This is a genomic window from Methyloceanibacter sp. (assembly GCF_035650995.1).
GTDB lineage: Bacteria > Pseudomonadota > Alphaproteobacteria > Rhizobiales > Methyloligellaceae > Methyloceanibacter.
In genome coordinates this window covers 1-6,614 of the sequence record NZ_DASRGO010000119.1, presented here as the reverse complement: position 1 = coordinate 6,614, position 6,614 = coordinate 1, and the positions used below count along the sequence as shown (strand labels likewise).

Below are 6,614 nucleotides of genomic sequence, written 5' to 3'. Positions count from 1 at the left end.
CGCGATGGCTCCAATCACGCATGCTACGATGATTGCCGTCAGCATCGTTATCCCCCCTTTGGCAGATTTCCGATCACCAATCTAGCATGAGTCGGCCCAAAGAACCGGCGGAGGACGGACGTCGCCTTCTCGCTTGGGGATGACTTTGTGCGCTGCGAAGAACTCGAAACAAGGCCGCGCTGCCCCACACAGAAACGGCGGAACTTCCCCGATGAACCAGGGTTTGGTGTCGCAAGGAGGATTTGCTCGATGCCATCCCAAGACGTTCAGGCCGACCCTGCGACGCCGCGGAAGGAAATCCACTTCTATCGCGGCGAGGATGCCCGCGGCGGCGAGATCATTCTCAGGACGTCGCTGCGGCGGGCGGTTTTCATCGCCGGCCTGGCCGGCGCGGTCGTGCTCGCCGTCCTGCTCAGCCTATTCGCTTTGGCCCGCTGAACCGGAATGGCCATGCCCAATAGCATCGTGTTGGGACCGTGCGGCAGGCTGTCCCCTCTTCTCACGATCAGTTCATTGGCGCATTAGGTCGCGATCGGGCGAAAACCGGTCATGCCGTTGTTGAAGATCGCCCTGCTCGGCTTCATCGCCGGGTTTCTCGCGACTCTGATCTTTCACCAGAGCGCCTGGTATCTGCTCTATCAGGTACACTTCATCCCAGCCGACCGTCCGGCGTGGCCGCTCGATCCGGTTCCCCCGTTCGACGTGCCGTCGGTGATCTCGAAAGCCTTCTGGGGCGGGGTGTGGGGCGCGGTGCTTGCGCCGTTGCTCGATCGCTTGCGAGGGAAGGCCTATTGGGCGGCATGGGTTCTGACTGGGGCCGTGGCGCTGACGCTAACGGGGATGTACGTGGTCTCGGCGATCAAGGGAGAGCCGATCCCGCCGTTCTGGCCACGCTTCTTCTATGCGGTTCTGGCGAACGGTGTCTGGGGTCTCGGTACGGCGTTCCTGTTGCGCCTCTTCGGCGAGGCGCGGAAGGACTTGGCACGAGCCTAGAGGCGAGCAAGAGCCTCGTCGAGAAAGTCTTTCGCCGATTGATAGATACCCGGGGCTTCGCTTTCGCGCGGGCCGGCCATGCATATGACGCGCCCGCCTTCGCGAAGGCATGACGTTGCGCGATCGATGTCGGAGCCTCGCCCGACATCGAGGACGAGAACGGGATGACCCAGCTCGTGTGCGTGGAGGATTGCGCGCTCGGTACCGCTCGAGGTCAAGCCGCGATTGTCGAGCAGAACCACCAGCACGTCGCTATCGCGCACGTTCCACTCGGTGCGCTGAGCGGGATCGGCGAGCGGCGTCTCTTGCAGCATGGGATAGAGCGCAAGCAGCCCGGGCGGGTGCGGCACGTCCTCGGCCCAGCCGCCCTTCGGACACCACCCGCCGCAAGGAAATCCTCGCTCGATTGCCGCATCGAGCGCCGCGCGGTCGACCCCCGTCTGGCCGCCCGAAAGGATCTTCACCATGAACGCCCTCGATCACGCGCAATACGAGGCAAATTGAATCGAATTCCTTTTGCCGGCCGTCACCTTCCCTTGCGAGGTTGGCGCGCTCCAACCAGTGAGGAGGTCCGCATCATGGCGAAGAGCAAAAGCCCAGACAAATGGTCGGCGGAGGTCACGGCGCACGACCATCCGTTCGATATCGAGCCGGGGTTGTTCGCCAACGGTTCGGCTCAGCAGATCGCCGCCGCGCTCAAGAAGTCGGCCGAAGATCCGAGGCGCCACTCGTCCGATCCGTACCGCACGGCGATGTCGATGCTCGATTTCTACATCAACCGGGCCGGTGCCAAGCTTTCCCCGGCAGAGCTTGCCAAGCTCGACCAAACCAAGATGGCGCTCAGGCAGTCGTTCGGCCGCTAGTCAAAAGCATTCCCGCGCTGTCGCCGCCTAGCCCTCGCGATTTGGCGTGCCCAGGATGTGGCTCTTGGGCGGCATCATCACCTGGTCGAAGTTCTGGGTGAACATGGCCGCGGCGAAGAAGGCGACGGCGCGGAACGTCTCCTTGCCGGTATTCTCGAGATCGTGCCGCATCGGCGTCGGCAGCACGAAGATGCTGCCGGGTCCGACCGCGTAAGTCGAGCCGTCTTCGAGATAGAGCTTGCCCGTTCCGGCGATGACGTATTGCGTCTCCTCGGTCGCATCGGTGTGCCAGCCGAGGCGCTTGCCGGGTTCGATCTCATAAACGATGGTTGAGGAGGCGGTGGCGCCGTGGCCTCCATAAACCGCGAATGCGCCTTCCCAGCGCACGGTGGGATCGCTCTCGCCCCACACCTTGGCGCGGGCAAGCTTGTTGGAATCGACGACGGGATTTTCGGTCTTGGTCTGGTTTGCCGCAAGCATGGTCTTCTCCCTATCCGTGGCTTGCAGCCAAACTAATCCGAAGTGCAGACGGCCGCGAATGCGGTACGCGCGATCAGGGTTATGCCGGGGTATCTCGTCACCCCCCGCATTTGACTCGAAGTGCGGCAATCGCTGGCGCCGTCAGGCGGCGGCGAGTTCCTGGTCGAGCGCGGTGGCGCGCTGCAAGGCGGGCCTCTGCTCGAGCCGCGCCACGTAGGCCTCGAACTCGGGGCGCTTGGGAATCAGGCTGAACATCAGCCCCCAGCGGAGTTGCGAGCCGATGATCACGTCGGCCGCGGTGAACTGTTCGCCCAGCAGATAGGGCCCCGGCTCGACGGCTTTGGCGACCACGTCCATCACCGTGTCGAAGTCGCCGTAACCGAGCATGCCCCGGCGCGCTTCCTCTTTCCGTGGAGCGGCGCGGTCGATGACGGCAGGCTCGATGCAGCTTGGACCGAAGAACAGCCATTTGAAGTAGGGCCCGCGGCGCGGGTCGCCGACCGGGATGTTGAGACGCGCGTGCGGGAATTCATCGGCGAGATAGGCGCAGATCGCGGCAGCCTCGGTGACGACGGTATCGCCATGCTTAAGCGCCGGAACCTTGCCCATCGGATTAATAGCGAGATAGTCGGGCGCCAACTGCTCGCCCTTGGACAGGCTCAACAGGTGAATGTCGTAAGGCTCGCCAAGCTCCTCAAGCATCCAGCGGACAATCGAGGATCGCGAGGGTGCGGCATGATAGAGGGTGAGCTTCGCCATTGGACTTTCCTCCGTTGTCTTGAGAACGCCACCTAAACCGCGGTTGTGGCGTTAAGATGATAATTGGGCTTTGGAGATCGAGACGTTGCCGGAGCACCGCACTCAAAAGACGGCAAAGCGCTGGTCGCAGCAGGTGACTGAGCATTCCGACGCGCTCGACCTGGAAAAGGGCGTGTTCACGCTCAAGGACCCCAAGACGATCGCGGCCTCCCTCAAGCGCTCGGCGGTAACCAGCAAACGGCGGAAGTCCGATCCCTATCGCTCGGCGATGTCGATGCTGACCTTCTACATCAACCGGGCCGGAAAGAGCCTGAAGGCGGCCGACCGCGACCGGCTCGAAAAGGCCAAGGACGAGCTGCGCAAGGCCTTCGGAAAGCCGGCCAAGACGCGGTCAAAGCACTAGCTTTGCTCGCTGCTTGCCCAACCTTCCACTTCCGCGATCCAATGCTCGGCATGCTGGGCGAAGGTGCCGAGCACGGCGTCGAAGGCGGCCTCCTCGGCTTCATCGCTGCCACGTTCGGCCTGGAGTTCCTGGAACACTCCGCGATAGTCGGCGTAGCCCTGCATTTCCTCCCAGCGGTGCCACCAGAAGTCGCCGACGAAGAAGAACTTGATCCAGGAGAACAGGCAGTCGGTCCAGTCCTCGAGGTAGTAGCGGAGGTGGATGGTCGGGCTCACGAGATAGGCCTCTGCGGCGGGAAGAGCTTCGCCGTCGGCGACCGGGCAGTTCTCGACGTGAGTGATCTCGACGAGACGCCCGTCGAGAAAAGGATGCTCGGGGCATTCGAGGAAAACGAAGCTCATCCGGTCTTCGCCGGGGTAGATCCCGCGCGGATCGAACAATCTGAAATCGAGTCCGCGCAGTCTTCCTTTGTCGATGGCAATGAGCGGAGCATGCCGCCCGTCCTTCCGGTCGATGACGGTAAGCCCGGCCTCGCGCGCGCTCGACACCAGCGCGCCGTTGTTCGGGTTGATGCGACTAGAGACGAGGACGGTGCGCTCGATGGTCCGATCGACCGTCTCGATATTGGCGCGGGCCGGCAAACCCCGTTCGCGCTGCTCGCTCATCACCTTGAGATAGGCGGGCCGCTCGAGCTGCCGCGAATGGAAATAGTGGTCGCTCGACGTCGCCAAGCGATGCAGATGGGACAGAAGGCGAGTCCTGACGCTCGTCTCGCGGCAACTTCCCTTCCAGGCGACGATTACCGAGGGCATGGCAGCGCTCGATTCCCCCATATACGCTTACCGCGAGATCGGGCCGACATTGCCCGCGCCATGCGGCGCAGGCAAGGCACGATAAGAAACAGGGTTGCTCAGGAATTCACTGATGTTCGACGCTCCGCGCCGAGGCCGGTTTTCCCGGCCAGTCGCGCGGTATAATGGCGCCGAAAGATCGCGGAAAGCGCGTATGGCTGACTGGGATGGTTTCTACACGCTGATCGGCGGCACGGCCGGCACGCTGATCGGCCTCATTTTCGTCGTAATCGCGCTCGGCGCGGAGCATGCCAAGAGTGGCGATGCCGACCGGACACGCCTGTTCGTCACCCCGATCTTCGTCTATTTCGCCACCCTGCTCGGCGTCTCGCTCGTCATGATCCCGCCGCTTGCGGAAGCCACTCGCGCGCTCGCGCTCGGCGTCATCGGCTGCGCCGGTTTAGCCTACGCCATCAATCTCGCACTCCTGCTGCGGCGGCTGGCAAAGCCGGAGGAGGCGAACTTCTTTTGGGACCTCATGCTGCCGATCTCCTCCTACGCGCTTCTCATCTTCTCGGCGGCGGCTTGGACGCTGAAAGCGCCCTTCGCCGATCTAAGCGGGGCGATCGCCGCCGTCATCCTGCTCGTCGCCGCTCTGCGCAAAAGCTGGACGGTCACCCTGTCCATCGCGAGCAGGGGCAAGAAGGATGTTTCCGACTGATAATGCCGGGAGAGCGGCGCGGCGCGCTTGAGCCACGCCGTCTTCCAGCGAACGAATTCGGGTCAGGCCTTGGCGTGGTGCGCGTGATGCCCCATGCCGGCCAGCATGCCCGCCACCTTCTCCGACACATAGCCGAAGATGGCGCCGATGATCATCGACAGGATGACAACGACGACCGGATTCTCGAGCGTGGGCGCCGTCAGGCTTCCGGCCGCGTCCTTCATCAAGGTGTAGGCGACCACCGAGGCGAAGCCGTAGACTTGCGCCGGTATCGTGGCGAAGAGCGGAATATTGGCAAGCAGCACCATGGCGGCGACGCCGATGCCGACGCAGATGGCTGCCCAAACCGGCAGACCGAGCCTGTCGGCAAGCCCCGCCTTGGTTGCAACGATCAAGGTGATGCCGGCGATGATGGCGCCGGCCGCGTTGCAGAGAATGGCCGATTGCAGGCCATGCTCTTTGCCGCCGCAATGGAAGAAGCACCCCCAGGCGATGAAGGCCGCCCAAATCGCGAGCGCCCCGCCGAGCGGCCCCAGAAAGAGCCACGTCGCTAAGGCACCCAGTACGCCAACGCTGATCGCAAGTGCGGTATTCGTGGACATCTCACCCTCTTGATGGATGCGAGCGGGCGGATGCGCCGGGTTACGCCGGCGGTCCACCGGCTCGTAGGAATGGAAGCCGTGCTACGGGGCTCGACGATTCGGCTTCCGTTCGGCAGGATAGCCCAAAGTGGTGTCAATTTGAACGCGAATCGAAGCGTTTTGCCCAATTCTTAGCCAGACGGTGCACACAGTCCGGTTCTGCTTGAACGGGACACCCGTCCCACCCTAGCTAGCGGTCATGGACAAGTCCGTTCATGTGATCGGTGGAGGCCTCGCCGGCAGCGAGGCGGCGTGGCAACTCGCGCGGGCGGGAGTACCCGTCGTCCTGCACGAGATGCGCCCGGTCCGGCAGACCGAGGCGCATAAGACGGGCGCCTTCGCCGAGCTCGTCTGCTCGAACTCGTTCCGCTCGGACGAATCGGAGACGAACGCGGTAGGCCTCTTGCACGAGGAGATGCGCCGCGCCGGCTCCCTCATCATGGCCGCGGCGGACGCCCATAAGCTGCCGGCAGGCGGGGCGCTCGCCGTGGATCGCGACGGCTTCGCCGCTGCGGTCACCCAGGCGCTCGAGGGTCACCCGCTGGTCGAGATCGCGCGGGGCGAGATCGACGGCTTGCCACCGCCTGACTGGGACAGCGTCATCGTGGCGACAGGGCCCCTCACCTCGCCTGCGCTTGCGGAGGCGATCAAAACGCTCACCGGCGAAGCTGAACTTTCCTTCTTCGACGCGATCGCGCCCATCGTGCACCTCGAGTCGATCGACATGAATATCTGCTGGCTGCAATCGCGTTACGACAAGGTGGGTCCCGGCGGCGGCGGCGCCGACTACATCAACTGCCCGCTCGACAAGTCCCAATACGAGGCCTTCATCGCCGCGCTGCTGGCGGCCGAGAAGACGGCGTTCAAGGAGTTCGAGGGAACGCCCTATTTCGAGGGCTGCCTGCCGATCGAAGTGATGGCCGAGCGTGGGACCGAGACGCTGCGTTATGGACCGATGAAGCC

Annotated in this window: 11 protein-coding genes; 6 read left to right on the top strand and 5 right to left on the bottom strand. The window is 63.7% G+C overall.

From position 1 onward, the window contains the following. Positions 1–249 precede the first annotated feature (249 nt). Together VFB18_RS08885 and VFB18_RS08880 are read left to right on the top strand one after the other, a co-directional pair. Entirely contained in the window at positions 250–438 is a 189-nt protein-coding gene (locus tag VFB18_RS08885) for a hypothetical protein (protein ID WP_324973778.1), read from the top strand. A gap of 111 nt (positions 439–549) precedes the next feature. Next, positions 550–993 (top strand): hypothetical protein, encoded by a 444-nt coding sequence (locus tag VFB18_RS08880; RefSeq protein ID WP_324973775.1) that lies wholly within the window; start codon positions 550–552, stop codon positions 991–993. On the opposite strand, the gene VFB18_RS08875 is transcribed toward VFB18_RS08880, so the two are convergent. Continuing rightward, the gene (locus VFB18_RS08875; protein ID WP_324973772.1) at positions 990–1,460 is read right to left on the bottom strand and encodes a putative molybdenum carrier protein; all 471 of its coding nucleotides are present in this window, start codon (positions 1,458–1,460) and stop codon (positions 990–992) included. The genes VFB18_RS08880 and VFB18_RS08875 overlap by 4 nt on opposite strands. Positions 1,461–1,571: 111 nt before the next feature. Here VFB18_RS08875 and VFB18_RS08870 point away from each other — a divergent pair, with 111 nt between their 5' ends. Then, on the top strand, positions 1,572–1,856 hold the full coding sequence (locus VFB18_RS08870) for a DUF3175 domain-containing protein (RefSeq protein ID WP_324973769.1): 285 nt from the start codon (positions 1,572–1,574) through the stop codon (positions 1,854–1,856). Between the two features lie 27 nt (positions 1,857–1,883). Here VFB18_RS08870 and VFB18_RS08865 read toward each other — a convergent pair whose 3' ends face one another. Both VFB18_RS08865 and VFB18_RS08860 read right to left on the bottom strand, forming a co-directional pair. After that, on the bottom strand, positions 1,884–2,336 hold the full coding sequence (locus tag VFB18_RS08865; RefSeq protein WP_324973766.1) for a cupin domain-containing protein: 453 nt from the start codon (positions 2,334–2,336) through the stop codon (positions 1,884–1,886). A gap of 141 nt (positions 2,337–2,477) precedes the next feature. Further along, entirely contained in the window at positions 2,478–3,095 is a 618-nt protein-coding gene (locus VFB18_RS08860; protein WP_324973763.1) for a glutathione S-transferase family protein, read from the bottom strand. A 70-nt stretch (positions 3,096–3,165) separates the two neighbouring features. Between VFB18_RS08860 and VFB18_RS08855 the strand changes: the two genes are divergently transcribed. Next, on the top strand, positions 3,166–3,498 hold the full coding sequence (locus VFB18_RS08855) for a DUF3175 domain-containing protein (protein ID WP_324973760.1): 333 nt from the start codon (positions 3,166–3,168) through the stop codon (positions 3,496–3,498). On the opposite strand, the gene VFB18_RS08850 is transcribed toward VFB18_RS08855, so the two are convergent. Beyond that, complete coding sequence (locus VFB18_RS08850) at positions 3,495–4,310, bottom strand: hypothetical protein (protein ID WP_324973757.1); 816 nt, start codon at positions 4,308–4,310, stop codon at positions 3,495–3,497. The genes VFB18_RS08855 and VFB18_RS08850 overlap by 4 nt on opposite strands. A 193-nt stretch (positions 4,311–4,503) precedes the next feature. Here VFB18_RS08850 and VFB18_RS08845 point away from each other — a divergent pair, with 193 nt between their 5' ends. Continuing rightward, on the top strand, positions 4,504–5,010 hold the full coding sequence (locus VFB18_RS08845) for a hypothetical protein (protein WP_324973754.1): 507 nt from the start codon (positions 4,504–4,506) through the stop codon (positions 5,008–5,010). Between the two features lie 62 nt (positions 5,011–5,072). Here the strand turns inward: VFB18_RS08845 and VFB18_RS08840 are convergent, their stop codons facing one another. Beyond that, positions 5,073–5,612, bottom strand: coding sequence for a DUF1097 domain-containing protein (locus VFB18_RS08840; protein ID WP_324973751.1), 540 nt, complete (start codon positions 5,610–5,612; stop codon positions 5,073–5,075). Between the two features lie 238 nt (positions 5,613–5,850). Here VFB18_RS08840 and trmFO point away from each other — a divergent pair. After that, positions 5,851–6,614 (top strand): methylenetetrahydrofolate--tRNA-(uracil(54)-C(5))-methyltransferase (FADH(2)-oxidizing) TrmFO (gene trmFO / locus VFB18_RS08835; RefSeq protein ID WP_324973748.1); only part of this gene is annotated, 764 nt, incomplete at its 3' end.